Genomic DNA, 23,619 nt, shown 5'->3' with positions numbered 1-23,619 from the left:
TAAAATCCGTTTTTATCAGACCGGCGCTCTAATCATTTATTCTTACGCATGCGCTGCCCGGAAACCGTTTTAAACAATTCGAGATGCGCTCAGTATTCAATAGGCACCAGAGTTTCAGCGGTGATGCCATTTTCTGTTATTTGGCATCGAATGGCCCAAGCCTCAACCCCGGCCGCTCGTGCGCGTTCAAATGCGCGGGCATAAGCCGGATCAAGATCGCCTGAGATGCTGAATCTGTTGCAATCGCTTCGCTGGATAATAAACACCATCACGCCCCGATATCCAGCGGATACGACATCAACAAGTTCATCAAGATGTTTTGCACCGCGCGCGGTGACAGTATCGGGAAATTCGGCAAGGGAAGGTGTGCGGATGAAGTGGACATTTTTCACTTCGACATAGGCGCGGGGTTGCTCACCTTCATCAAGTAGAATGTCGATCCGCGAGTTTTTGCCATATTTCTGTTCGCGTTTGAGAAGCCCGTAGTTTTTAAGATCGGGAATCATGCCTGAAAGAATGGCTTCTTCCGCAATCTTGTTTGGGAGTCCGGTATTGACGCCGACCAGTGTGTTGTCTGCTTCAACGATCTGCAACGTATGTGGATATTTGCGGTGAGGGGCGTCTGAGACGCTCAACCAGACGCGGGAGCCGGGAGCAGTCAATCCGAGCATGGAACCAGTGTTGGGAACCGATGCGGTGATGAAGCGCCCATCGTCGAGCGTGACGTCGGCGAGAAACCTTTTATAGCGCCGCTCTAAGCGACCGGTGACAAGGGAGGTTTGGAAAAGCATGAGCCGGTGTAGGCTCATGATTGCTTTGTTGCAAGTATGTGCGAAGGAGTATCAGAACAGTACCTTGGCGACGTCCGCCCAGCTCATATCTGCGCCGAGCACAAGCATTGCTGCAATAAGGCCTGCACTGAGCAGTGTCAGTGTTGTTCTTGTTTCACTGGTCATCTTCACCACCACCAAATCATCTCTGTGTTGGTGAGAATTTTGCGTGAGATTTAGCCCGCAATGTGATGTGAAGATGGCTATTCGGGGCAATTTGCGGGCAATTTATCGGAGGGTTGAACGGGCGCCAAAGCGCCTATTCCTTCACCCAGTTGAAGACCAGTTCTTCGCGGAACGCAAAGCGCACGATGTGGCTTGCGACGACGTCTTCCATTTGAGAGAGGCTTTCTTCAGGTGCCTCGACCGTTGCGACGAGATTTTCCGGATTAGCGTCCATCAGAACCAAGCGATTCTCGCCAAGATCGATTCGACCATGCTCGGGTGTGAATTCAACAGTGAATTTATGAGCCCAATGTTTGCACAGCTGCTGTAAATAGCGACTGGCATGGGCGGTCGGTACGATTGCTTTGGTTTTAGCCATAATCTTGCTGTCCATTTTCAAGTTTTACGGACAGTGCGTAACATTGCTGTCGAAGCTATGTCACTTACCAAGATATCAACTTTTCGGGAGAAAAACAAAACCAGCAAGTGGTACGCCCAAGGGGAATCGAACCCCTGTCTGCGCCGTGAAAGGGCGCTGTCCTAACCGCTAGACGATGGGCGCCTGTTGCTGGTGTGAGTGGGCTTATATTCAGGAAGATCCTGACTCGCAAGCCCTTAATATAACTTTTCTAAAAAAAACTCGTCTGATTGTCGTTTTCTTCTGGAAAAGCGGAGTGGGGAATCTGGCAACTATATGAAAAATAACAAAAAAGCCGGACTTTTGGTCCGGCTTGATTTGCTGTGATTACTTTTTACAGCTCCAGTTCCAGTCACGTTCCGGACCTACATCGACGTGGACTGAGGTTGTATGGCAATAGGTGCCGACACCGCCGCGGCCTGTCATGTTGCGCGCATAGCGGGCGATTTCATGCTTTGAAACACCATCGATCTGAATGTCGGCCGCTGCACAAATCATGTGAAGCGATTTGCGTGCGCCATTGACCTTGCGATTGTAGGACGGGCTACGATAGCCGGAAGTGACCATGACAGGCTTGCGGAAATGCCGTTCCATGGTCTTCAGCATAGTGACAAGCTGAGGCTTAAGGCAGGCAACATCGACTGTTTCGCGCTGAACCTTCAGGCCATTTGGTGCGAGCCGCGCAAGACCCGGTGCCGATGCTAGCTGAACAGATGCGTAATCGTCATATTCGTTCGCATCGATATCGCTGTCGTCATAGATGCTCTTGCGATGCTTGATCTCGAAGCCGCCGTTCGGGCGCACGCCAGGGAGGGTGTAATTATATTCGTGCTTCGATTTTCCGGCTGGCCTTATAACTGCGAGCTTCTTGTTCTGCGACGTACCAGAGCTGTTTGCTGATTCATCGGTGAAGAGACGAGCGATGCTGCCTTGGCTTGCTGTTGAGGCGGGGCGCTGGGGCGCTGCATATGCATTGGCATTTTTTGCAGAGCCAAAAAGCGATGTCACTTGAGTAGGTTTCTCTGATTCGGCAGGTTTTGGCGCTTCGGCTTGTTTGGCTTCTTCCGGAGTAGGCTTAGCTACCTGTGCTGCAGCCTGCTCTTTTGCCTCTTCAGGTTTTGCAGTCTCAGTTGTTTCGGGCGCCGCTGTTGAATTTACAGGCGGCTCAGCTGGCTTTTTGCCAAACATGCCAAAGAGGGAAGTGGATTTCGTCTGTGGTGCGAGAGCTGCAACCTGAATAGAGCCGTCTTGGGTCGGTTGCGCGTCGTTTGCCGCTGCTGTTGCTGACTTTTGTTCTGTATCGGATGACTTTGCTTCGGCGACCGCGGCTTTCGCCGTTTCAGTCGTTGTATCAGCCTTTTTCGTTTCAGCCTTACCTGCGTCTGCTGCTACTTCGGCGGCAGCTGTCTGATCGGCAGCACTTTGAAGAGTGTCAGCAATCATGGAACCATCGGCGTTGTTCGTCATTTGTAAAGGCGAAGTGCCGTTGCCAGTCGATGTGCAGGATGCGAGTACAAGTGCGAGCAAAGCTACGCTGCTTGTCAGCAATCTGCCGGTCTTCCGGTGTGAAGGTTCTGCAAATTTCAATGTCTGCTCCAGCTCGACGTCCCGGCTGTTTTATCAGCTTATCGGGATTTATCAGTCTGACGAACCGGAAGCCCGTGCCCGCCTGGTTTCGGGAGATCAAATCCCCCATGTGAGTCTCGCCAATTTTAAAGAAGGCGATTTTACTCACGGAAACCGGTCATTTGTACCGGGGTAGATAAACCAAGATTTTCAGCACTTTATAGCGATTACACCACATATGTAGGCGCATTTAAGCGTGAATATACAAATCACTCAGTGATAAGTAGTAACTAATTTTTAGGATTTTTAACTGCCAAACGCAACTATTGAAAGTGCTATGTGTTTCATAAGCGCTTATTAGGTCGTTCAATTACAGCGATATAACACAATATTACTGCTTGTAATTTTTGGTTATACTTATTTATCATTCATACATCCGTCGCCGCGGAATGAAGCCAATCGCAACTCACTTGTTGACATGATGCATCGAGTTAGTGCTATCCATTCCGCACTATACTATCTGTGACGCGCTAAGTAATGTACTAGCGTCTTCAGAGCACCAGGATCGGAACCGGACATATGACCAAAAGCACACGGAAGTTTGCCAATCTCATGCTGGCAGCAACAGCCGTGGCGCTTCTCGCGGGTTGTGCCGGTGGGCCTGAGTTTCAGGGTACGCCTCAGGAAGGTGCCAAGCGCACCGATACCTATCCGACCTTTGGCCGAATGCCAAAAGCTGCGACTACACAGATTACGCCCGAAGAGAAGGCGCAGATGATGTCCGGCCTTGATTCTGACCGCACGCGTCTTGCGGCCACACGTTCTTCCAATGCAGCTCTCACGCCAGCTCAGGCTGCTGCTTTGCGCAAACAGGCGCAGGAAGAAACAGACGCCACCCTCAAGCAGATCGAAGCCGGGGAATAGCGGGCTTTTCTTTCTATAAAAGCTTCGTCGCAGAACTGTAACAAGTCTCGACCCGATTCGATAACAGGTGTATAGCTCCTAACCCGGCGCATACGCGCCGTTTCATTCAACTCCCTTCTGGAACAGGATCATGTCGGAAGAATTTCATAAAGTCCGTCGCTTGCCACCTTATGTCTTTGAACAGGTAAATCGCCTGAAGGCATCGGCGCGAGCGGCTGGAGCCGACATCATTGATCTCGGAATGGGTAATCCTGATCTGCCGACGCCAAAGAACATCGTCGACAAGCTTTGCGAAGCTGTTCAGGACCCGCGTGCGCATCGATATTCGTCGTCGAAGGGCATTCCCGGCCTTCGCCGTGCGCAGGCACAATATTATGCGCGTCGTTTTGGTGTGAAGCTCAACCCGGATACACAGGTCGTTGCGACGCTTGGTTCCAAGGAAGGCTTCGCCAATATGGCGCAGGCGATCACGGCGCCCGGCGATGTCGTGCTTTGCCCGGATCCAACCTATCCGATTCATTCGTTCGGCTTCATCATGTCGGGTGGTGTGATCCGTTCGATTCCTGCAAAGCCGGATGAGGATTTCATTCGTGCGCTGGATCGTGCGGTCAAGCATTCTATTCCAAAGCCGCTCGCGCTTATTCTTAACTTCCCGTCGAACCCGACCGCTTATATTGCTACCCTTGATTTCTACAAGGATGTGGTCGATTTCGCGCGTAAGAACGATCTGATCATTCTGTCGGATCTGGCTTATTCGGAAATCTATTTTGACGACAACAACCCGCCACCATCGGTTCTTGAAGTGCCGGGTGCGATGGATGTTGCTGTCGAGTTCACTTCGATGTCGAAGACGTTTTCGATGCCGGGCTGGCGCATGGGCTTTGCGGTTGGCAATGAACGCCTGATTGCGGCACTGACGCGCGTTAAATCCTATCTGGATTATGGTGCATTCACGCCTATTCAGGTTGCAGCAACCGCAGCACTTAACGGCGACGGTACTGACATTGCTTATGTTCGGAATGTCTATAAGCAGCGTCGCGATGTGCTGGTCGACAGCTTTGGCCGTGCAGGCTGGGATGTGCCGCCACCAGCGGCAACCATGTTCGCATGGGTTCCGATTCCAGAGCGTTTCCGTGCGCTGGGCTCGCTCGAATTCTCCAAGCTTCTGGTTGAAATGGCCGACGTGGCTGTTGCGCCGGGCGTAGGCTTTGGCGAACACGGTGATGAATATGTTCGTATCGCATTGGTCGAGAACGAACACCGCATCCGTCAGGCTGCTCGTAACATCAAGCGCTTCCTGTCCGCCAAGGACGAGAATGTGCAGAACATCATTCCGCTTGAAGGTCGCCGTTAAGCGATTTTAACCGGACAAAGCAGGGGCCGTCTTCTGGTCGGCCCTTGTTTCCCACCACATAGAAATTCAACGAATCGGAAAGACAGAACAATGAGTGATGCATTGCGGATCGGCGTTGCCGGACTGGGCACCGTTGGTGCTTCGGTGTTGCGTATTCTACGTGACAAGGCCGAAATGCTCACTCGTCAGTGCGGCAAGCAAGTTACTGTTACTGCGGTGAGCGCACGCGACCGCACTCGTGATCGCGGTATCGATCTTGATGGCGTTGAATGGTTTGACGATCCAATCGAGCTTGCCAAAAGCGCTAATATTGATGTTTTCGTTGAGCTGATCGGTGGTGATGAAGGCCCGGCCAAAACGGCTGTTGAAGCTGCATTGCGTGTAGGTCATCATGTTGTGACTGCCAATAAGGCACTTCTTGCAAAGCACGGCGTGGCGCTTGCCAAGATTGCCGAAGAGAAGGGCGTTCTTCTCAATTTTGAAGCAGCTGTTGCTGGCGGCATTCCCGTCATCAAGGCGATGCGTGAATCATTGACCGGCAACACGGTTTCGCGCGTTTACGGTATCATGAACGGCACCTGTAACTACATCCTCACCCGGATGTGGGAAGAGGGCATTTCGTTTGAAGATTGCCTCGCAGACGCGCAGCGTCTCGGTTATGCCGAAGCTGATCCGACCTTTGACATTGAGGGCAACGATACGGCGCACAAACTTGCGCTGCTTACAAGCCTTGCATTTGGCACCCAGATTGCAGCCGACGACATTTATCTTGAAGGCATCAGCAATATTTCGCTGGCTGATATTCGTGCTGCTGACGAGCTTGGCTATCGTATCAAGCTGCTCGGCGTTGCGCAGAAGACCGATACCGGTATCGAACAGCGCGTGCATCCGACCATGGTCCCAACCTCGTCAGTAATTGCACAGGTCCATGGCGTGACCAATGCAGTTGCAATCGAAACTGACCTCCTGGGTGAATTGCTGCTTTCCGGTCCGGGTGCCGGCGGCAATGCCACGGCATCGGCTGTGATCGGCGATCTGGCAGATATTGCCAAAAGCCGTCCCGGCTTCCAGCATGGCCCAGTTTTCGGCACACCTGCGAAAGCCTTGCAGCCATATAAGCGTGCAAAGATGCGCAAACATGCAGGCGGTTATTTCATTCGCCTGACGGTTTATGATCGTATCGGTGCATTTGCTGGAATTGCCAAGCGTATGGCTGAGAATGACATTTCGCTTGAGTCAATCGTTCAACGTCCTTTGATGGACAGCGACGTAAGTGACGGCATCAAGACTGTTATCCTCGTTACGCACGAAACGACTGAATCCGCTGTGAAGAAAGCTCTTGAAGCAATTCTCAAGGATGATCATCTGGTCAACAAGCCACAGATGATCCGTATCGAACGTGCAGGCTGATTATATCCAATAGTGTTGCCGCTCTTGAAGGGCGGCAACGCTTTTGCTAAGAAGCATCCATCGGAATAGTCCGGTTTAGAGACAAATATGGAAAAGGAGGGCTGTAATATGGATGTGACGCGTCACGACCGTCATCGTCAGTATGGCCCTGATTTTGCCCTGCAACAGTAAATTGTGCAGGGCCGATTAAGACTGAAACAAAGGTCTTTTTCTGCCTTTTCTGAAGGCTCAGCTTCAATTGCTGTAGCCGCAAATTTGCAAGCATGTTGATTGAAGCTGTTTGAGAACTCCTCGTCCGTGCTTGGCCAAATTGGGCCTATCGCCATGTCTCTTATATCTGTTCAGAATCTTTCGCTTAGCCTCCATCAGACCTTGTTTGCAAACCTCGATTTCGTCGTAGGCGATGGCGAGAGGCTTGGTATCGTTGCCGCCAATGGTCGTGGAAAGACCAGTCTTTTACGATTGATCGTCGGAGAGGGGGAGCCCACCAGCGGTACGATCACGCGCTCGCGTGGGCTCAAAATCGGCTATGTCAGCCAGTATGTCTCAGACGATCTGATGGATCTGTCTTTCTATGACGTCGTGCTCAGCGGACTGGATGAAGAAGCACGCGCTTATGAAAGCTGGCGTGCTGATATCGTGCTTGATGATCTTAATGTTCCGGCTGAATTGCGTGAACTTGCCATTCGGCAGTTGAGTGGTGGCTGGCAGCGGCTTGCGCTTCTGGCACGCACATGGGTGTCCGAGCCTGACGTACTATTGCTGGACGAGCCGACAAACCATCTCGACCTTGAGAAGGTGCATTTGCTGGAAAACTGGCTTGATGCGCTCCCGCGTTCAGTAGCCGTCATTGTTTGCAGTCATGACCGCGCCTTTCTTGATGTGGTGACGAAACGCACGCTTTTCCTGCGTGCGGATAAGTCGTTTGTCTTTGCGTTGCCCTACAGCCAAGCGCGTGTGGCGCTTGACGAGATAGATGCGGCTGACGCCCGCCAGTTTGAAAAGGACATGAAGACTGTCCAGCAATTGCGCAGACAGGCGGCAAAACTCAACAATATAGGCATTAACTCGGGAAGTGATTTGCTGGTGGTGAAAACCAAGCAGTTGCGTGCGAGAGCCGAGAAAATCGAGGAAAGCGCGAAGGCAGCTCATGTCGAACGCTCTGCTGGCAAGATCAGGCTCGATGGTCGGGGTAGCCATGCCAAGGCACTGATCGTAATCGATCAGGCCGAGATTGCGACCCCTGACGGTCGCCCCCTCTACAAAGCCGGGCAGTTGTGGGTCAATCCCGGTGACAGAATCGTGCTGCTTGGCGCTAACGGTACGGGTAAGACGCGATTGCTCACACTGGTTCGTGAAGCAATCCTTCAGCCGGAACAATCACTTGCGGGCATCAAAGCAACGCCGTCACTCGTGTTGGGCTATAGTGATCAGGCTTTATCCGAGCTGAATGGTAAATGGACGCCATTTGAGACGATCATGAAGCGTTTCGATGTCGGCGACCAGCGAGCACGATCCTTGCTTGCCGGCGCCGGTATGACGCTTGAGATGCAGACCAAACCTTTGTCGCGGCTTTCGGGCGGACAAAAGGCGCGGCTTGCCATGCTGGTTCTGCGTCTGACTAAGCCGAACTTCTACATTCTCGATGAGCCGACCAATCATCTGGATATAGATGGGCAAGAAGCGCTGGAAGCAGAACTGTTGAGCGATGAAACAGCGAGCCTCATCGTATCGCATGATCGCAGTTTCGTGCGTAACGTTGGAAATCGTTTCTGGGTAATCGATAGAAAAAAGCTGGTCGAAGTTGAGAATCCAGAGTTTTTCTTCAAAGCAGCTGTAGGTTGATCTGCCGAAAATTCTTCTGGTTGCTTTCAGCTTTCTGGTCTCAATGGTTGGGTGTGTTCGTTCACGCCCGACCAAGACATGAAACCAAGTGTGTGACCTTAAATCGATTAAGCGCTTGAGTGCAAAATCTTTTTACCCTTCATTCTCTTGCAGGCGGCAGGGGACTTTGACAAAAGATTTGCATATTGTCGCTATAAGTGACGACACTGTCGCTCTATCGACGCAGCAACCTCATTCGAATTCAGGACTTTGTTCACATGGCCAAGACCGCAGAGCAGCAACCGCATGGATCAGCCCAGGGACTGGATCGCATTCTCACACTCGAACTCGTTCGTGTGGCAGAACGCGCGGCAGTGGCTGCAGCACGCCTTCGTGGACGTGGCGATGAAATGGCTGCTGATCAAGCCGCAGTTGACGCCATGCGTCAGGAGCTTAATCGTCTGCCTATTGCTGGTACCGTCGTAATCGGTGAAGGCGAACGCGATGAAGCGCCGATGCTCTATATCGGTGAAGAAGTTGGCACCAAGCAGGGGCCTGATGTTGATATTGCGCTCGACCCCCTGGAAGGTACGACGATTTGCGCCAAGAATCTGCCGAACTCGCTGGCTGTTATCGCCATCGCCGAGAAGGGCAATCTGCTTTATGCGCCAGATGTTTACATGGAAAAGATTGCTGTTGGTCCGGGTTATCCGAAGGGCGTGGTCGATCTCGATGCAACACCGACCGACAACATCATGGCCATTGCAAAGGCCAAGGGCGTAAAGCCACATGAAATTACGGCTTGCATTATGGATCGTCCACGCCACGCACGTCTGATCGAAGAAGTGCGTGCGACCGGTGCATCCATTCGTTTGATCGGCGATGGTGATGTTGCGGGTGTGATGCACACGACCAATCCGGATGAAACCGGCATCGATATTTATATCGGTATCGGTGGCGCGCCGGAGGGTGTGCTGGCAGCTGCAGCGTTGCGTTGCATTGGTGGCCAGATGCAGGGCCGACTTCAGCTTAATTCAGATGAGAAAATTGCGCGCGCGGCCAAGATGGGCATTTCGGATCCGAAAAAGGTCTATACGCTGGAAGAGATGGCGAAGGGCGACGTGCTTTTTGCTGCAACCGGTGTGACGGATGGTAATATGCTTTCTGGCGTCAAGTTCGCCCGTGATTATATCCAGACCCACACAATCGTCATGCGCTCAAGTTCGCAGACGGTTCGTGAAATCAAGGCACGGCATCAGGATTTGTCGAAGTTCTAACAGAGCTATCATAGGGTTGTTTAAAAGGCGGCATTGCAAAAATGCCGCCTTTTGTGTCTTTAAGAAACCATGACAACAGAACGTTTTTTTCTTGGCATCCGTAAATCTGTCACTGGCCAGAAATGGATGGATCGGCTCGGCCCGCGTGAGGCCAATACGGCGCTCGCAATCGCGCAGCATCATGGCATTTCCGATCTGGTATCGCGCGTGCTTGCAGGGCGCGGGGTTTCTGTAGAAGGCGCGCCGGAGTTTATCGATCCGAGCCTGCGCAACCTGATGCCAGATCCAGCCATGCTGACCGATATGGATAAAGCCGCAAACCGCATCGCCGACGCTATTATGCGGCGCGAGACGGTTGCTATTTTCGGAGACTATGACGTTGACGGTGCATGTTCATCCGCCCTCATGGCGCGGTTTTTGAAACATTATGGTATCACGCATTCAATCTATATTCCGGATCGTATCTTTGAAGGATATGGCCCGAACCCCGATGCCATGCGTGAACTGGTCGCAAAGGGTGCCTCGTTAATCGTGACGGTTGATTGCGGCACCAACAGCGCGCCGTCGATTACGGCTGCAAAAGAAGCTGGTGCCGATGTCGTGGTTATCGACCACCATCAGGTAGGCGGTGATCTACCGGATGATGCGGTGGCCATTGTCAACCCGAACCGCGAAGACGATATTTCACAGCAGGAGCATCTGTGCGCCGCGGGCGTTGTTTTTCTGACGCTTGTTCAGGTGACAAAAGTTTTGCGCGAACGTGGCAAGGGGCCTGGGCCGGACCTTCTCTCGCTGCTCGATTTGGTGGCACTTGCGACAGTTTGCGACGTGGTTCCGCTGAAAGGTGTCAATCGCGCCTTCGTCGTGAAAGGACTCCTGGTTGCGCGTAGCCAGAGCAATGCGGGCCTGGCAGCGCTTGGCAGGGTTTCGCGCATTGGCGAGCCGCTCAATGTTTTCCATCTTGGTTATCTGATCGGCCCACGTATCAATGCCGGGGGACGTATTGGTGATGCAGGGCTGGGCGCTCGGTTGCTTACACTGGACGATTCAACCGCTGCTGATCCAATTGCCGCAGAACTCGACCGACTCAATCAGGAGCGACAGGCTATGGAAGCCGAAATGCTGATTGAGGCCGAAGCGGAAGCTTCACTTGAGCTTTCAGGCGGTGCAGGTGCATCGGTGATTGTGACGGCAAGTGATCGCTGGCATCCGGGTATCGTCGGATTGCTGGCATCGCGGCTCAAAGAAAAGGCGCGTCGGCCTGCCTTTGCCATTTCATTTAATGCGAATGGCATTGGCTCGGGGTCGGGGCGTTCTATTTCCGGACTTGATCTTGGCAAACTGGTTCGCGGTGCGATGGAGCGCGGGTTGCTGGTAAAGGGCGGTGGTCACGCCATGGCAGCTGGTATTACCATTGAGCGCGGCAAGCTTGGTGCGCTTCGTGCATATCTTGAGGAAGAATCGGCTGATACGGTCGCAAGGCTTCGTGAAAATCAGAGTCTTTCGATTGACGGGGCGGTTGCTGCTTCGGGCGCGACTGTTTCGCTTTATGAATCTTTGCAGAAAGCTGGTCCTTTCGGCTCAGCGCATCCACAGCCAGTGCTTGCACTTCCGCATCATATATTGGCGGATGTGCGTTTGGTGGGGCGGGATCATGTGCGTGTTGTTCTGCGTGGCGCAGATGGCAAACGCGTTAACGCTATCGCTTTCCGCGTTGCTGAAGGGGATTTGGGACGATTCTTGTTCAACAATATCGGGCAGAGTGTCCATATTGTTGGGAACTTGTCGCTCAATCACTGGAACGGTTCGGTCACTCCTCAGATCCAGATTCTGGACGCAGCTGTGCCTATTTGAATTTTCTCAACTTTTTTGTCTTCACGCTCTTGTGAAAACGGGGAGCGAATTCCCATATAATCACGGACTAAAATATTCTGTGATTACTCTATTGGGAGATACTTATGCCGGGTTCCGGAAACCGCCTGACCAAACTGACCGCTGCAATGGTCCTTGGGCTTATAGCCTCTTTTGCCGCTGTTGATTTCGCCGAGGCTCGCCGTGCTGGCGGGGGCGGTTTTGGTAGCCGTGGTGCGCGTACATATCAAGCGCCTGCACCGACGCGCACTGCACCAAACAATGCAGCGCCTATGGAACGTTCGATGACGCCAAATACAGGTGCAACTCAGACCAATCGTCCGAGTGCAGCGGCAGGCACACAGAATGCAGCTGCGGCTCGTTCTGGCGGCATGTTTGGCAATTTCGGCCGTTCGATGCTCGGTGGTCTCCTAGTTGGTGGTCTGATCGGCATGTTGCTGGGTAATGGCCTTGGCGGTATGGCCGGCATGTTCGGCCTTCTGTTGCAGGTCGCTGTCATTGCGCTGATCGCGATGTTCGTCATGCGCATGATTGCAAATCGTCGTCAGACGGCAGCAGCGGGTGCAGGCAACGCCGGCGCTCAGCCTTTTAATGCTGCACAGGTTTTTGGTTCTGCAAAGACTGCTGCACCACCGTCAAATACTACAAGCCGCACGCCTTCGGTAAATCCCTTTGGCGCTAAGCAGGAAGAGACCCCGGTTGCAGCTGCGGTTGAAGAAGAGCCAATGGATGTTGGCCAGGAAGAACTGGATCGCTTCGAGCAGATGCTGTCAGAAATCCAGACCGCTTATGGCCGTGAGGATTATGCAGCACTCCGCAAGCTCGCAACACCGGAAGCCATGTCTTACCTGGCTGAAGAACTGGGTGAGATCGCTTCCAGCGGTATGCGTAATGAAGTCAAGGACGTGAAGCTGCTTCAGGGCGATGTTTCCGAAGCATGGCGTGAAGGCAATGTCGACTATGCGACTGTCGCCATCCGTTACTCGGCTATCGATGTTATGCTTGACCGCAATACAGGCGCTGTCGTTGAAGGCAACCCTGATGAGCCGGTTGAAAGCGTCGAAGTCTGGACGTTCACCCGCGTTGATGGTGGCGACTGGTTGCTCGCAGCGATTCAAGGCACCGAATAAGCCCAACAGTTTTAATGAAAAGGCCCGGTCGAGATACCGGGCCTTTTTCTTGATTACCAGCTGCCGATATTTTCGGCCGAAGCCCATGGCTCCTGCGGAGCGAGGCGCTCACCCTTCTGGATCAGTTCGATGGAAATGCCGTCGGGTGACTTGATGAAAGCCATGTGGCCGTCGCGTGGTGGACGGTTGATTGTGACGCCAGCGTCTTTCAGCTTTTGGCAAGTCGCATAGATATTATCGACCGCATAAGCGAGATGCCCGAAGTTACGGCCACTGGTATAGGTTTCTGGGTCCCAGTTATAGGTCAGTTCCAACTCTGGAGCGCGTTCTGCCTTGGCCTTATCCTTGTCTGATGGCGCGGCAAGGAAGATGAGCGTAAAGCGGCCTTTTTCATTTTCAGTCCGGCGAATTTCTTCGAGGCCAAACTTGTTCACGTAAAAATCGAGCGATTCATCAATGTCGCGAATTCTAACCATCGTGTGCAGATAACGCATAGTCTTCTCCTGGTTCGCATGTTTGCCGGTTGTAGGATTTAACGCTTTCCCCAGAGAATGGTTCAGCTTTTCGTATCCTTCCGCCCGGTTTCCATTGCACGGCTTGAAAGAGCAATTTCGTGGATAGGCGGCTTACGTGAAAACGCAAGTAAACAAGTTGTCGAATTGCCATGCTGCCATATGTTTTCGACGAGGTGCTTGATACGGCAATTTTCAATTTTAGAAATTGGCAAATTAACGCTGAGAGCACAAAGCCTGTGATCATCTTCATGACAGCAAAAGTTTAGGCTTGCCGCCTCCGGTTAAGGAAGTGTTATTCTTTGGGCAAGAATCAGGACAGAATCGCAACGGAACAACAGAGGAGGGACGAGCGCATGGCGGACAAATCTGTGTCGGATGACCAGTTTCGCAGTCAGGCCTCCTCAGAAGAGCTAGGCGAACTTATTGAAGTGTCCGGCCACATCAAGTGGTTCGACGTTGCAAAGGGGTACGGTTTCATCGTGCCCGACCAGCCTGGGCTTTCCGATATTCTCCTTCATGTCACATCGCTTCGCCGCGATGGCTTTCAAACAGCGCTCGAAGGCGCGCGTATCGTTTGTGAAGTGCGCAATGGCGATCGTGGTATGCAGTGCTTCCGCGTTCTTTCCATGGACACGTCTACAGCAGTTCATCCGGCTCAGATGGCGCCACAGCGCACGCATGTAACGGTTACGCCATCAAGCGGGCTGGAGCGCGTGATTGTGAAGTGGTTCAACCGCACCAAGGGCTTCGGCTTTCTGACGCGCGGCGAGGGCACAGAAGATATTTTCATTCATATGGAAACGCTTCGTCGCTTCGGCATGATGGAACTGCGCCCCGGTCAAGTCGTTCTGATCCGTTTCGGCAATGGAGACAAGGGCCTCATGGCTGCGGAAATCCATCCAGATATTGGCACGGCGATTCCGGTTTCTCATTGAGCAGCCCACCAAAGCTCATAGAATCACTCTATCTCTTCGCTTAATGCATCATCCAACGCAAAAACGTTTCGCACTTTTGCTGGAGATGATCGAACTCCCATTTCATATTCTGTAACAACCGGGTGATGCTGGCGACTTAGTCTTGCCGTACTACAACCTCGTTGTTATCTTCGCGGCTCAATCGCACCATTCGTGAGCGCCCGTGACAGCGCAATTGGCACGAACGCGCAGCACGAGAGCAGGGTATGGGCCGGATTCTTTTCGCATTCGCTTTTCTATTTTTTGCTGTTTCTGCCCATGCGCAGGAAACCAAGCCAATGCTATTGCCTTTGGATAAAGAACCGCTGACCTTCGTTACCTCAAAGGGCAAGGTTTCATTCGGGTTGGAGATTGCTGCTACAGATGAAGCGCGTATGCGTGGTCTGATGTGGCGAACCGATTTTCCGAAAGACCGCGCTATGCTCTTTGTTTTCGGCGAAATGCGGAGCGTGATGATGTGGATGCAGAACACGCCTTCGCCGCTGGATATGGTTTTTCTTGACGATACCGGCCATGTGTCGGCGATCCATGAAAATGCAGAACCGTTCTCCGAGGCCATCATTTCTTCGCAAGGGCCTGCGGCTTATGTGGTTGAACTTCTGGCCGGGACTGTTAAACGAACCGGTATCAAGCGTGGTGACAGTGCGATCCACAAGGCCATTTGTGGCGAGTGTCGCAGTTAAGCCTGTCAAAAATCCCGCATTCTGAAATTCAAAAGGAATACAAATTGAGCGCGCTCGATATCGAATATTTCGAACATGATGGTCTGCGTCTTGCGTATCGTCAGGACGGAGAGGGCGACCCGATCCTGCTCATTCACGGCTTTGCCTCGTCGAGCCTCGTCAATTGGGTGTCGCCGGGTTGGTTTCGCACTTTGACTGAAGCAGGTTATCGCGTGATCGCCATCGATGATCGTGGCCACGGCTTTTCTGCAAAGAGCCATGAAGCAGCGGATTACACACCGAGCGCCATGGCGGGTGATGCCGCGGCTCTGCTCGATCATCTTGGCATCGAAAAAGCGCATGTCATGGGATATTCGATGGGCGCGCGCATCACTGCGTTTCTGGCAATCGAGCACCCCGAACGTGTTCATAGCGCCGTGTTTGGCGGCCTTGGCATCGGCATGGTGACGGGCGCAGGCGACTGGGAGCCAATTGGTGAAGCACTTCTTGCAGAAGATCCATCGACCATCACGAATCCGCGCGGGATGATGTTCCGCAAATTTGCCGACCAGACCAAGAGTGATCGAATTGCGCTCGCGGCTTGTGTCATTACATCCAAGGAACTGGTTTCTGCCGAGGCAATTGCGCGCATCATGCAGCCGGTCCTTGTAGCGGTGGGTACGACAGACGATATTGCAGGGAGCGCTCAAGAGTTGGCAGATATGCTGCCAAATGGCCGGGCGCTCGATATTCCTGACCGTGACCACATGTTGGCGGTGGGTGACAAGGTTTATAAGAAAGGTGTTCTGGCCTTTCTCGAAGAAAACCCTCTCTGAGTTCGGGCGCGATACGCTAACGACAGCGATAAGATTTATGCGGTGTAAAGGCACGGCATTTTGAGATATGTTGTCTGCCGAACTCGCATTGCAATGCAGGCTTTATGGGCAACGGGAGTGTTCAGTTGTCTGCAATGAGCAAAATTGGAGTATGCATGATGTCCGTTCGTTCGAACGCAAAATTGTCCCCTTCGTTGGGGCAGGTTGATCCGATCTGGCATTCCATTCGCGCTGAAGCGGAGGAAGCGGCCAAGAACGATCCCGTGCTTGGAACGTTTCTGTATGCAACGATCCTCAATCAATCGACGCTCGAAGATGCAGTGATGCATCGCATCGCCGAACGTCTTGGTCATGCGGATCTCAGCGCGGATATCCTGCGTCAGACTTTTGATGCGATGTTTGAAGCCAATCCGGAATGGTCGCATATCGTGCGCGTCGATATACAGGCCGTGTATGACCGCGACCCGGCTTACAGCCGTTTTATGGACCCAATTCTTTATCTGAAGGGTTTTCATGCCATCCAGACGCATCGTCTGGCTCATTGGCTTTATAAAGAAGGTCGTAAGGATTTTGCTTATTACCTGCAAAGCCGTTCGTCTTCGATCTTCCAGACTGATATTCATCCGGCTGCAAAGTTTGGCAGTGGGTTGTTCCTTGACCATGCGACCGGGCTTGTGGTGGGCGAAACGGCTGTCATTGAAGACAATGTTTCGATTCTGCATGGCGTAACGCTGGGCGGTACGGGCAAGGCCAGTGGTGATCGTCACCCTAAGATTCGCCATGGTGTGCTGATCGGAGCGGGTGCGAAAATTCTCGGCAATATCGAAGTTGGAAATTGCTCAAAAATTGCAGCTGGTTCTGTCGTACTGAAACCTGTGCCGAATAATGCGACGGTAGCTGGTGTGCCGGCAAAGGTTGTCGGGGAAAGTGGTTGTTCAGAGCCATCGCGCGTTATGGACCAGACGCTAGGCGAAGCAGCCTTTGGTGAGCACATGTATGGCGAGGGTATTTAGCCCGGCATAGTTCCCATAAATCGTAACGATCTGCCGCGTCTGGTCTTTTCATTAACGCGGACTATATCCACAAACAGTCATCCAAACTAACGGTGTATGCGCTGAGCCGCTCATGCGTTAGTGCTTTACATCAAACAATGCCGGGTGCATTAAACCGGCCTCAATTCAATATCAGGAGAAGCCGGTTGAAACCCGAAGAACTCAAGAAACTCGACGCATATTTCAAGCGGACTTTCAACAATCCGGGCCTTCAGGTGAAGGCGCGTCCACGTAAGGACGATTCTGCTGAGGTATATCTGGATGATGAGTTCCTGGGTCTCGTCTATAAGGACGAAGACGAAGGCGAACTTTCCTACAACTTCTCGATGGCCATTCTCGACGTTGATCTTTAAGATCCGTCTTGATTGATGAACCAGAACGCCCTTTCTGCTTTGCAGAGAGGGCGTTTTTTATTGGCTTGATGCTCCGAGAAGCGTTCTCTACAAAAGTTGGCGCTGATTGAGGGAGGTTGGAGAAATCATGATTGGTTCATTTGCGCGCCATGTTTTGGGTGCCGCCGCAGCCCTATGCTTGGGCCTTGTGGCTTCCTCTGCGCTAGCGCAGGCGATTGACGATGACGGTACCTGTCCCGAACTGGCCCAGAAAATGAGCAAGATTTATTTTGGTTTTCCTGAGATTGTTGATGGTTCCATTGAACGTTTTGCCAGCTGGAAGGCATCTTGTGCCGCTAAGGCTCCTGCGGGACAGGGAAATGTCGTCGCTCTTTGTCAGGGCAAGCTTCAAGGTGAAGGCAATGTCTTCTTCTGGATCAAGGCAGCCGTGGAAGCTGAAAGCAGCGGCTATGAAATCTGCGATTGATCATGGCGCAAGACGACAGAGATAAACAGTTGCCTATCTGGCTTAATATCCGCAATCGTAAAACGCGCGATATTAAGCAGGATCCTGAAAATCGACCGCAATCTGAAATGCGAAAATTTTCGTCGGGTTCGCTTTGGGCCAGTACAGTGCTCGGGGGACTGGTGTCGTTCTTTTTGCTTCGTAGTGCTTTTAATAACGTAACCACAGGAAAAATGGCGGTTTCATCGCAGATGGGGAGGCTTCGCAGCACCTATTACTGGCCGGATGATTGGGGATTTTTCTCGACAATTGTTGGCTTCAAAGTGCTCGCCGGTATCATCTTCCTGGCGGCAACACTCTATTGCCTGAAAGCCGCATTCCGTTCCCACGATAATTAGCGCATGTTGTTCGAAGAATTTGTGATGGAGGAAAGCTCATGCCGATCTATGCGTATAATGGTCACAAACCTGAATTTGCCGACCGGGCCAGTAACTGGATCGCACCGGATGCAACGCTGATTGGTAAAATTCTCGTTGGCGAGAATGTCGGCTTTTGGTTTGGAGCGGTTCTGCGTGGCGATAATGAGATGATCTCGGTTGGTGCCAACACCAATGTGCAAGAACACACCATCATGCATACGGATATTGGGTTTCCGCTCAGCATTGGGGAGGGCTGCACGATTGGCCATCGCGCGATTCTTCACGGTTGCACAATTGGCGATAATAGTTTGATCGGCATGGGGGCCGTTTTGCTCAACGGTGCGAAAATCGGGAACAATTGCCTCATAGGCGCGGGCGCGCTGGTGACAGAAGGCAAGGAGTTTCCGGATAATTCGCTAATTGTCGGCTCGCCAGCGCGCGTTATTCGCGAGCTTGATGTTACCGCTGTCGAAAAGCTGAAGTTGTCAGCCAAGCATTACGTCGAGAAAGGCCAATCTTTCATGCGTGGCCTGGAACCGGCATAAGCAGAATCTGACAAATATAAAAAGGGACGGGGAATGACGACCCGTCCCTTTTTAATGTGATATTTGATGAAAATCAGTTGCGGATGCTGCTGACGAAGGTTTCGCGGCCATCCTTGATAGAGACCCAGGTGCCAGTGTTGGTCGTCGATTGGCGCTTAAGATAGGTGTAGTCGGTTTCGTTCCAAAGGCGCACACGCTGATCGAGATTGTCGAGAATGAAGTCGCCGCGATCTGTGCGTACCGTCAGAACCGCATGACCTTCGCCATTTGCCTGACGAACGACTGTCATCAGGAGCGTGTTGAGAGGGATACCGAGTGCAATAAGCTCGCGGCGCTTGAGCAACATATAGTCATCGCAATCGCCAGCCGTGGTTGGGTATTCCCAATATTCCTCGCGGCCCCAGACGTCCATATCGGTGCGTGGTGCGATTCGTTCATTGACGCTGGCGTTAACAGCGATGATTTCTTGCCAGACTTTCTGATTGAGCGTCAGCGGTGCGCTGTTAGCGCTGGTGATCTTGCACTCTGTGTCATGGCGCTCGCAAAATTCATAATGGCCGATCGGCTGAGATGTACGCTCACCCGTTGGCATCCAGTGCGACTTGGATGCTGGATTCGCTGCTTGTGCAAAAGCCGTACCCAGTATCAGCAGGATTGCTGCGATGATTGTTTGCTTCGTCATTCTTTTGTCTCCCTGTTGGAAACAAGAATGCGTGCAAGACTTTGAGGGCTGGGAAATTCAGACGCGAAAATGCGAATCTAATTTGAATAAAACTGCGCGGAACTCAGCAATGTTTTGTTCAGAAATGGCGCGTTTAAGACCATTTTAGAGGGTTTTATGGCCTTTTGATGCCCAAATTGCCCAAAAATGCGGTTTGCCAATCCGTAACCTTAGTGCGCGTTTACCTTTATATTGCTGACCTTAAATGTTTCCAGTCAGGCTTTTCCGCCGTTGATGACCCGGAGAGCTGGCATATTGTGCGTAGGAACCGGCGTACCCCAGCGGCGTGTGCTGTTTGCTACATTGACGGTCATCACGGAAGGTTTGCGGACCTCCTGCTCAATGATTAGATCGGGTGCAAGCGGTTCAACACTGTTAAGATGGCCCAAGACCAGTGGATCAGCACCGGCCCATGCGACATCACTAAGAACAACGATGCTGCCAAGCAGATTGATTCTTCCGCCTTCACCTCTTTCGAGCGGTGCCAGCAACATCTCAAAGGCTAGGCTGCGCCCTGAGAGACTAATGCCGTCATTCTGGCTCAAAGCCGGGACCAACAGAGAATCAATGTTTCTGGCAAGTTCGTTAAGGGCAGAGCGATTGCGTTCAGGCCAGAGTGACAAGAACCGAGTGGCTTTAAGTTCGCGACCGAACAGGGCACAAACGCGTGTGCCCGCGAGGCGGAACATCAGGTCCCCCGTTTCATCTTCTTCAAGAATGAACAGATCCGACAAATGCCGTCCCAGCTTGCGAGGCTGGATCAGTTCGCGCTGCGGCGCATGGAGCGCGTTACCCTGACTTAAAGCCAGTCGCTGCCATTCGCTAAAGATTGCGATCGTGCTGCGGTTTTTCATTATGCGCTGCTTGCCGTTTTATCCTGATTTCGGGCAGTGCCCGTTGGTCAGCGCATTAAAATAGTATTAACGGCGAGGGCGCCAGCTTAACCCTTTCTTCATCCACTAGGGTTGGTTGTTAAGGTTAACAAGAAGTAATAGTTGCAAAAGTTCTTTTATAGCAGTTTGATGGGTTGTCAGTTGAAGCCATTGTCTTGGTTGGCTTTTTTCTGATCTCCAGATTCTGTATCGCAAAAGTCAGACATTTGCGACAAGGCCGTACGGGATACTCCGGCGGCCTTTATTTTTAACGAATTGTCACTTATCAAGAATCCATATCCAGATGAGCGCGACCGCAAGAGCGATCAGCGCGACAGGTCTTTCGCAGACGGAAAGTGGCAATCGATGAGCACGCCTCAGCCTGAAATGCGCGGAAACTCCAACGATTCGAGACGTTCGGGCGGCAGCGAACCAATATTCAACATACCAAGCGTCATTCTTGCGCTAATGGCGATCTGCGCTGGCGTCTATATCTATCAAAATTACATTATCAGTGAGCAGCAGAACTATGAGTTCATGCTGAACTTTGCTTTGATTCCCGCGCGCTTCTCACTTGCAAGTGGATTTACCGATCCGTCCGCACTTTTCACGCTCATCAGTTACTCTTTCATGCACGGCGGGTTTGCGCATATCGCGGTCAATATGATCTGGTTTGCCGCTTTCGGTTCTCCGCTCGCGGGCCGTATCGGTACTGGTCGAATGATTATTTTCTGGATTCTAACGTCGGTGATTGCAGGCCTCACGCATTATGCGATCTATCCCGAAAGCGTAACGCCTCTAGTCGGTGCTTCCGGCGCCATCTCCGGCATGATGGGGGCTGCAGCGCGTTACGGGTTCCGCCGTGTCGGCTTTGGGCGCAGGTCGGAATTTGCAGGGCCGGTGCTGCCTATTGGTCTCACGCTCACACTTAAGCCTGTGCTGACCTTCGTGGGTATCTGGTTTCTGATCAATATTTTCACCGGTCTTTATTCGACAGGCGGCGCTGATTTATCGGGAATTGCATGGGAAGCCCATATTGGTGGCTTCATCGCAGGCTTTTTCGGGATTTCACTGCTTGATAAGCCCCGAAGCTACGACGCTGTGATTAGGCGCTGAGCTTAGGTCTCCCAATTTAGTCTGCTTGCAAAGCGGCTAATCAAAGCGCACCATTATTGGAACGCAGCTGGAGGAGCTGCGTTAGAATCATGCAGCGATCCTGCAGATTGGATTGCTGAACCTTGGGAGGGACTTTGGCATGACTGTTAGATCGATTCTCGAGACAAAGGGCAGAGATGTTGTTGTTATAGGCCCTGAGGAAACGCTTTCTCATGCTGTTGCTGTCTTAGCTCAACACAAAATCGGTGCTTTGGTCGTCTGTGATGAAGCAGGTCGGATAAAGGGCATTTTTTCTGAACGTGACGTGGTGCGTGCTATCGCGTCTATGCAAGAAAAGATCGCCGACCGGCTTGTGTCTGAGTTTATGACTACAAAGGTACAGGTTTGTCGGGAACATCACACTGTGAATCAGGTGATGGAAATCATGACTCGCAACCGGTTCCGTCATATGCCGGTGGAAGAAAATGGCAAGCTTGCTGGAATCATCTCAATCGGTGACGTAGTTAAGCGGCGCATTGAGGATGTGGAGCGTGAAGCAGAGGATATTCGGACTTACATCGCCACGGCCTAAATCCGTGTGTCCTACTCTTCGAATCATCTGGAGCGCATGAAACGCTCCAGATAAAAAATTGAATCGCTTTTAAGAACCGTTGCGCGCACGCAGATAACGTTCCGCTGCATAGAGCGAAATTGCTGCAGCATTGGAGACGTTAAGCGATTTGATTTCGCCCGGCATATCGAGACGTGCCAGTGCAGTCACCGTTTCGCGGGTCTTCTGACGAAGACCTTTGCCTTCTGCGCCAAGAACGAGTGCTACACGACCGCCCTCAAGTGTCGCTTCCATTTCAAGTGGACCTTCCGAATCAAGGCCAATGGTCATGAAACCGAGCGAATGAAGTTCTTCGATCGCTTCTGCAAGGTTGCGAACCTCAATATGAGGAATAAGCTCGAGTGCACCCGAGGCAGCCTTTGCCAGAACACCACTTTCTTGAGGGCTGTGACGGCTAGTGGTAATGATTGCTCCTGCACCAAAAGCCACTGCCGAGCGGATGATTGCGCCGACATTGTGTGGATCGGTAACCTGATCCAGCACCAGCAAAAGCGGGCTATCTTTCAATTCTGACAACTTTTTATGCCGAAGCGGTTCTGCTTCGATCATGACGCCCTGATGGACGGCATCCGAACCGGTCTCTTTGTCGATCTCTTTTGGTTCGACGATTTCGACTGGGAAAGGGAGGCTTTCTGCTTCGCCAATTTCAAGGCGCGCAAAGCCATTGCGAGTCGCACGCATACGCAAAATCGTGCGCGCGGGATTCTCTACAGCTGCGCGAACCGTATGCAGGCCATAAAGGCGTACGGTTCCATCCGCTACTCGACCGGCCGGAATAGGCGCTCGTTGAGGCCTGTGCGGTGCTTTGCCTTCTGCGGCTGCCTTATGGTCACGATGTTCGCGACGCAGGCGCGCATAATGAGAATCTTTAGGGGTACGGGGTGAGTTTTTATCATTCATGCGGCGCTTATACCCTGTCCACAACATGGAAGATAGCGTGCTCGATTTTATTTAATGTGAGAATTTATATCTCTTTATAGGCGTCAAATCCCGGTTTCGCGCGGTTCTCGGGCGCTGAGTGCGAGCTGATCTGTCCAAGCTGTGGAATGTTCTGCATTCTTTTCACTTTTACCCTGTTGACAGGAGCGACGCATATCGGCATAAGCCCGCTCACAGAACGACGGCGGGCCCAGCGCCAACCGGAAACTCTGTAAAAAATGCCTAGTTACTCGACTCTGCTGATAGTGATATTAGGAGGAATGCCCGAGCGGTTAAAGGGGACGGACTGTAAATCCGTTGGCTAAGCCTACGTTGGTTCAAATCCAACTTCCTCCACCACTGTCGGATTAGAGTTTAGAGTGCGCGGGTATAGCTCAATGGTAGAGCAGCAGCCTTCCAAGCTGAATACACGGGTTCGATTCCCGTTACCCGCTCCAGATTTTCAAGAGCGGATAGGCGTGTAAGGAATCATCGACGGGCGGTTCGCCGTTCCGTTTTGGCATAAATGTCGGCCTGGAAATCTGATTGGTTTCTATGCGGGCGCTCGAGCGGTTCTAGAACAAAGAGAACAACGGCGATGGCAAAGAGCAAGTTTGAACGTAATAAGCCCCACGTAAACATCGGCACCATTGGTCACGTTGACCATGGCAAGACCTCGCTGACGGCAGCGATCACCAAGTTTTTCGGTGAATTCAAGGCATACGACCAGATCGATGCTGCACCAGAAGAACGCGCTCGCGGTATCACTATTTCGACGGCTCACGTTGAATATGAAACTGCAAACCGTCAC

The 23,619-nt window shown here is 52.2% G+C and carries 25 protein-coding genes and 3 tRNA genes; 20 read left to right on the top strand and 8 right to left on the bottom strand.

Annotated elements, in window-relative coordinates; translation table 11 throughout:
• Positions 1 to 89: 89 nt before the first annotated feature.
• The 4 genes from sfsA to CEV34_RS01485 all read right to left on the bottom strand — a co-directional run bounded on the left by sfsA (position 90) and on the right by CEV34_RS01485 (position 3,000).
• Positions 90 to 791: a DNA/RNA nuclease SfsA gene (sfsA, locus tag CEV34_RS01500; RefSeq protein ID WP_007875511.1), complete on the bottom strand. Its 702-nt coding sequence runs from the start codon at positions 789 to 791 to the stop codon at positions 90 to 92.
• A gap of 298 nt (positions 792 to 1,089) precedes the next feature.
• Entirely contained in the window at positions 1,090 to 1,374 is a 285-nt protein-coding gene (locus CEV34_RS01495; RefSeq protein ID WP_007875507.1) for a DUF2218 domain-containing protein, read from the bottom strand.
• Positions 1,375 to 1,482: 108 nt separating this feature from the next.
• A tRNA-Glu gene (locus tag CEV34_RS01490) sits at positions 1,483 to 1,557 on the bottom strand.
• 183 nt (positions 1,558 to 1,740) lie between these two features.
• On the bottom strand, positions 1,741 to 3,000 hold the full coding sequence (locus CEV34_RS01485; RefSeq protein WP_039859850.1) for a D-Ala-D-Ala carboxypeptidase family metallohydrolase: 1,260 nt from the start codon (positions 2,998 to 3,000) through the stop codon (positions 1,741 to 1,743).
• A gap of 558 nt (positions 3,001 to 3,558) precedes the next feature.
• Here CEV34_RS01485 and CEV34_RS01480 point away from each other — a divergent pair.
• The 7 genes from CEV34_RS01480 to CEV34_RS01450 all read left to right on the top strand — a co-directional run bounded on the left by CEV34_RS01480 (position 3,559) and on the right by CEV34_RS01450 (position 12,770).
• Positions 3,559 to 3,903, top strand: a complete 345-nt coding sequence (locus CEV34_RS01480) for a hypothetical protein (protein ID WP_007875502.1) — start codon at positions 3,559 to 3,561, stop codon at positions 3,901 to 3,903.
• Between the two features lie 130 nt (positions 3,904 to 4,033).
• Positions 4,034 to 5,257: an LL-diaminopimelate aminotransferase gene (locus CEV34_RS01475; protein WP_007875500.1), complete on the top strand. Its 1,224-nt coding sequence runs from the start codon at positions 4,034 to 4,036 to the stop codon at positions 5,255 to 5,257.
• 90 nt (positions 5,258 to 5,347) lie between these two features.
• On the top strand, positions 5,348 to 6,667 hold the full coding sequence (locus CEV34_RS01470; RefSeq protein WP_007875497.1) for a homoserine dehydrogenase: 1,320 nt from the start codon (positions 5,348 to 5,350) through the stop codon (positions 6,665 to 6,667).
• Positions 6,668 to 6,991: 324 nt separating this feature from the next.
• Complete coding sequence (locus tag CEV34_RS01465; protein WP_007875495.1) at positions 6,992 to 8,512, top strand: ABC-F family ATP-binding cassette domain-containing protein; 1,521 nt, start codon at positions 6,992 to 6,994, stop codon at positions 8,510 to 8,512.
• Between the two features lie 257 nt (positions 8,513 to 8,769).
• Positions 8,770 to 9,768 (top strand): class II fructose-bisphosphatase, encoded by a 999-nt coding sequence (gene glpX, locus CEV34_RS01460; protein WP_007875494.1) that lies wholly within the window; start codon positions 8,770 to 8,772, stop codon positions 9,766 to 9,768.
• 69 nt (positions 9,769 to 9,837) lie between these two features.
• Complete coding sequence (gene recJ, locus CEV34_RS01455) at positions 9,838 to 11,622, top strand: single-stranded-DNA-specific exonuclease RecJ (RefSeq protein WP_094543149.1); 1,785 nt, start codon at positions 9,838 to 9,840, stop codon at positions 11,620 to 11,622.
• 104 nt (positions 11,623 to 11,726) lie between these two features.
• Positions 11,727 to 12,770: a Tim44 domain-containing protein gene (locus CEV34_RS01450; RefSeq protein WP_094543146.1), complete on the top strand. Its 1,044-nt coding sequence runs from the start codon at positions 11,727 to 11,729 to the stop codon at positions 12,768 to 12,770.
• Positions 12,771 to 12,823: 53 nt separating this feature from the next.
• Here the strand turns inward: CEV34_RS01450 and gloA are convergent, their stop codons facing one another.
• Complete coding sequence (gene gloA / locus CEV34_RS01445; protein ID WP_007875483.1) at positions 12,824 to 13,264, bottom strand: lactoylglutathione lyase; 441 nt, start codon at positions 13,262 to 13,264, stop codon at positions 12,824 to 12,826.
• A gap of 374 nt (positions 13,265 to 13,638) precedes the next feature.
• Between gloA and CEV34_RS01440 the strand changes: the two genes are divergently transcribed.
• The 8 genes from CEV34_RS01440 (at position 13,639) to CEV34_RS01405 (ending at position 18,571) form a co-directional block, all read left to right on the top strand.
• A complete protein-coding gene (locus CEV34_RS01440; RefSeq protein WP_007875475.1) occupies positions 13,639 to 14,220 on the top strand; it encodes a cold-shock protein in 582 nt (193 codons plus the stop codon).
• 245 nt (positions 14,221 to 14,465) lie between these two features.
• Positions 14,466 to 14,942 carry a DUF192 domain-containing protein gene (locus tag CEV34_RS01435; protein WP_007875473.1) on the top strand — a complete coding sequence of 159 codons (477 nt, stop codon included), beginning with the start codon at positions 14,466 to 14,468 and terminating at the stop codon, positions 14,940 to 14,942.
• A 44-nt stretch (positions 14,943 to 14,986) separates the two neighbouring features.
• A complete protein-coding gene (locus CEV34_RS01430; RefSeq protein ID WP_007875471.1) occupies positions 14,987 to 15,757 on the top strand; it encodes an alpha/beta fold hydrolase in 771 nt (256 codons plus the stop codon).
• A gap of 158 nt (positions 15,758 to 15,915) precedes the next feature.
• Complete coding sequence (gene cysE / locus CEV34_RS01425) at positions 15,916 to 16,770, top strand: serine O-acetyltransferase (RefSeq protein ID WP_007875465.1); 855 nt, start codon at positions 15,916 to 15,918, stop codon at positions 16,768 to 16,770.
• Between the two features lie 185 nt (positions 16,771 to 16,955).
• Positions 16,956 to 17,162 carry a DUF3126 family protein gene (locus CEV34_RS01420; protein WP_007875463.1) on the top strand — a complete coding sequence of 69 codons (207 nt, stop codon included), beginning with the start codon at positions 16,956 to 16,958 and terminating at the stop codon, positions 17,160 to 17,162.
• 127 nt (positions 17,163 to 17,289) lie between these two features.
• Positions 17,290 to 17,628, top strand: coding sequence for a hypothetical protein (locus CEV34_RS01415; RefSeq protein ID WP_007875461.1), 339 nt, complete (start codon positions 17,290 to 17,292; stop codon positions 17,626 to 17,628).
• A gap of 2 nt (positions 17,629 to 17,630) precedes the next feature.
• On the top strand, positions 17,631 to 18,005 hold the full coding sequence (locus tag CEV34_RS01410; RefSeq protein ID WP_039859840.1) for a hypothetical protein: 375 nt from the start codon (positions 17,631 to 17,633) through the stop codon (positions 18,003 to 18,005).
• A 38-nt stretch (positions 18,006 to 18,043) separates the two neighbouring features.
• Entirely contained in the window at positions 18,044 to 18,571 is a 528-nt protein-coding gene (locus tag CEV34_RS01405) for a gamma carbonic anhydrase family protein (RefSeq protein ID WP_007875457.1), read from the top strand.
• A 73-nt stretch (positions 18,572 to 18,644) separates the two neighbouring features.
• Here CEV34_RS01405 and CEV34_RS01400 read toward each other — a convergent pair whose 3' ends face one another.
• A complete protein-coding gene (locus tag CEV34_RS01400) occupies positions 18,645 to 19,253 on the bottom strand; it encodes a transglutaminase-like cysteine peptidase (RefSeq protein WP_007875455.1) in 609 nt (202 codons plus the stop codon).
• A gap of 254 nt (positions 19,254 to 19,507) precedes the next feature.
• A complete protein-coding gene (locus tag CEV34_RS01395) occupies positions 19,508 to 20,146 on the bottom strand; it encodes a PAS domain-containing protein (protein ID WP_094543144.1) in 639 nt (212 codons plus the stop codon).
• Between the two features lie 384 nt (positions 20,147 to 20,530).
• Here CEV34_RS01395 and CEV34_RS01390 point away from each other — a divergent pair, with 384 nt between their 5' ends.
• Positions 20,531 to 21,280 (top strand): rhomboid family intramembrane serine protease, encoded by a 750-nt coding sequence (locus CEV34_RS01390; RefSeq protein ID WP_039859844.1) that lies wholly within the window; start codon positions 20,531 to 20,533, stop codon positions 21,278 to 21,280.
• A gap of 139 nt (positions 21,281 to 21,419) precedes the next feature.
• Complete coding sequence (locus tag CEV34_RS01385) at positions 21,420 to 21,851, top strand: CBS domain-containing protein (RefSeq protein WP_007875447.1); 432 nt, start codon at positions 21,420 to 21,422, stop codon at positions 21,849 to 21,851.
• 69 nt (positions 21,852 to 21,920) lie between these two features.
• On the opposite strand, the gene rlmB is transcribed toward CEV34_RS01385, so the two are convergent.
• Positions 21,921 to 22,790, bottom strand: coding sequence for a 23S rRNA (guanosine(2251)-2'-O)-methyltransferase RlmB (gene rlmB, locus CEV34_RS01380; protein WP_094543194.1), 870 nt, complete (start codon positions 22,788 to 22,790; stop codon positions 21,921 to 21,923).
• A gap of 293 nt (positions 22,791 to 23,083) precedes the next feature.
• On the opposite strand from rlmB, the gene CEV34_RS01375 reads away from it, so the two are divergent.
• From CEV34_RS01375 to CEV34_RS01360, 3 genes are all read left to right on the top strand, one after another.
• Positions 23,084 to 23,168: transfer RNA gene (locus CEV34_RS01375), tRNA-Tyr, on the top strand.
• A gap of 24 nt (positions 23,169 to 23,192) precedes the next feature.
• Positions 23,193 to 23,266: transfer RNA gene (locus CEV34_RS01370), tRNA-Gly, on the top strand.
• 140 nt (positions 23,267 to 23,406) lie between these two features.
• The coding region (locus tag CEV34_RS01360) for a GTP-binding protein (RefSeq protein WP_235819000.1) at positions 23,407 to 23,619 on the top strand (213 nt) is incomplete at its 3' end.

The sequence above is a fragment of the Brucella pseudogrignonensis genome, from assembly GCF_002252525.1.
GTDB classification, from domain to species: domain Bacteria; phylum Pseudomonadota; class Alphaproteobacteria; order Rhizobiales; family Rhizobiaceae; genus Brucella; species Brucella pseudogrignonensis.
Note: the sequence above shows the minus strand (reverse complement) of the source record. Positions and strands in the feature narration are given on the sequence as shown.

Excerpts from the sequence above, each read along its gene's own strand:
- sfsA (WP_007875511.1), bottom strand. The coding sequence starts at position 791 with ATGCTTTTCCAAACCTCCCTTGTCACCGGTCGCTTAGAGCGGCGCTAT.
- CEV34_RS01495 (WP_007875507.1), bottom strand. The coding sequence starts at position 1,374 with ATGGCTAAAACCAAAGCAATCGTACCGACCGCCCATGCCAGTCGCTAT.
- CEV34_RS01480 (WP_007875502.1), top strand. The coding sequence starts at position 3,559 with ATGACCAAAAGCACACGGAAGTTTGCCAATCTCATGCTGGCAGCAACA.
- CEV34_RS01475 (WP_007875500.1), top strand. The coding sequence starts at position 4,034 with ATGTCGGAAGAATTTCATAAAGTCCGTCGCTTGCCACCTTATGTCTTT.
- CEV34_RS01470 (WP_007875497.1), top strand. The coding sequence starts at position 5,348 with ATGAGTGATGCATTGCGGATCGGCGTTGCCGGACTGGGCACCGTTGGT.
- CEV34_RS01465 (WP_007875495.1), top strand. The coding sequence starts at position 6,992 with ATGTCTCTTATATCTGTTCAGAATCTTTCGCTTAGCCTCCATCAGACC.
- glpX (WP_007875494.1), top strand. The coding sequence starts at position 8,770 with ATGGCCAAGACCGCAGAGCAGCAACCGCATGGATCAGCCCAGGGACTG.
- recJ (WP_094543149.1), top strand. The coding sequence starts at position 9,838 with ATGACAACAGAACGTTTTTTTCTTGGCATCCGTAAATCTGTCACTGGC.
- CEV34_RS01450 (WP_094543146.1), top strand. The coding sequence starts at position 11,727 with ATGCCGGGTTCCGGAAACCGCCTGACCAAACTGACCGCTGCAATGGTC.
- gloA (WP_007875483.1), bottom strand. The coding sequence starts at position 13,264 with ATGCGTTATCTGCACACGATGGTTAGAATTCGCGACATTGATGAATCG.
- CEV34_RS01440 (WP_007875475.1), top strand. The coding sequence starts at position 13,639 with ATGGCGGACAAATCTGTGTCGGATGACCAGTTTCGCAGTCAGGCCTCC.
- CEV34_RS01435 (WP_007875473.1), top strand. The coding sequence starts at position 14,466 with ATGGGCCGGATTCTTTTCGCATTCGCTTTTCTATTTTTTGCTGTTTCT.
- cysE (WP_007875465.1), top strand. The coding sequence starts at position 15,916 with ATGTCCGTTCGTTCGAACGCAAAATTGTCCCCTTCGTTGGGGCAGGTT.
- CEV34_RS01415 (WP_007875461.1), top strand. The coding sequence starts at position 17,290 with ATGATTGGTTCATTTGCGCGCCATGTTTTGGGTGCCGCCGCAGCCCTA.
- CEV34_RS01410 (WP_039859840.1), top strand. The coding sequence starts at position 17,631 with ATGGCGCAAGACGACAGAGATAAACAGTTGCCTATCTGGCTTAATATC.
- CEV34_RS01405 (WP_007875457.1), top strand. The coding sequence starts at position 18,044 with ATGCCGATCTATGCGTATAATGGTCACAAACCTGAATTTGCCGACCGG.
- CEV34_RS01400 (WP_007875455.1), bottom strand. The coding sequence starts at position 19,253 with ATGACGAAGCAAACAATCATCGCAGCAATCCTGCTGATACTGGGTACG.
- CEV34_RS01395 (WP_094543144.1), bottom strand. The coding sequence starts at position 20,146 with ATGAAAAACCGCAGCACGATCGCAATCTTTAGCGAATGGCAGCGACTG.
- CEV34_RS01390 (WP_039859844.1), top strand. The coding sequence starts at position 20,531 with ATGAGCACGCCTCAGCCTGAAATGCGCGGAAACTCCAACGATTCGAGA.
- CEV34_RS01385 (WP_007875447.1), top strand. The coding sequence starts at position 21,420 with ATGACTGTTAGATCGATTCTCGAGACAAAGGGCAGAGATGTTGTTGTT.
- rlmB (WP_094543194.1), bottom strand. The coding sequence starts at position 22,790 with ATGAATGATAAAAACTCACCCCGTACCCCTAAAGATTCTCATTATGCG.